We start from the raw sequence: 461 nt of genomic DNA on the forward strand, positions 1-461 counted from the left end.
CCGGGTTTACATGCGTAAATGCAGCCATCACGTAGCTACAGTGAGGGATACCGACCAGCCTCTCCTCAACCGGTACTCGAGCAAACTGCCCGGTTTCTTCAGCCAAACGAGGGTTAGTCAGGGCTTCAACGGCAAAGATTGCTTCCAGCTGATCGGGTTCTGCGACATCTTCATACAGGTTAATTGGCGGATACTTCGAGGGAATTAATCGATAGCAAGACTGCTCTCTGAAGTGCTTGAGAGTATATGCATTCTGCATGTCAGGACCGTCCTCCACGCCAAGCGTTCAGACGCATAGCCACTTCGTACAAGTCTGCAACCTTACCCTGGCCCATCACCTCCATCGCACTTCGCCCAGCAAAAAACGGGTGTGTATTAGGCTTCTGCACCCACTGATACACACTGTCTTCGTGGGTAAATAAAATACGCAGACATTTATGGATATTCAGTATGTAGCTCAT

At 49.7% G+C, this 461-nt stretch carries 1 protein-coding gene and 1 pseudogene; both read right to left on the reverse strand.

Translation table 11 applies throughout. From position 1 onward, the window contains the following. Window positions 1-259 (reverse strand): annotated as a pseudogene (locus tag ACYP03_RS24100) (RES family NAD+ phosphorylase); the annotation flags it as partial. A 1-nt stretch (window position 260) separates the two neighbouring features. Continuing rightward, window positions 261-461, reverse strand: a 201-nt coding sequence (locus ACYP03_RS24105) for an MbcA/ParS/Xre antitoxin family protein (protein WP_459782377.1), incomplete at its 5' end; no start/stop codon positions are given.

It is taken from the genome of Photobacterium sp. R1, from assembly GCF_054600795.1.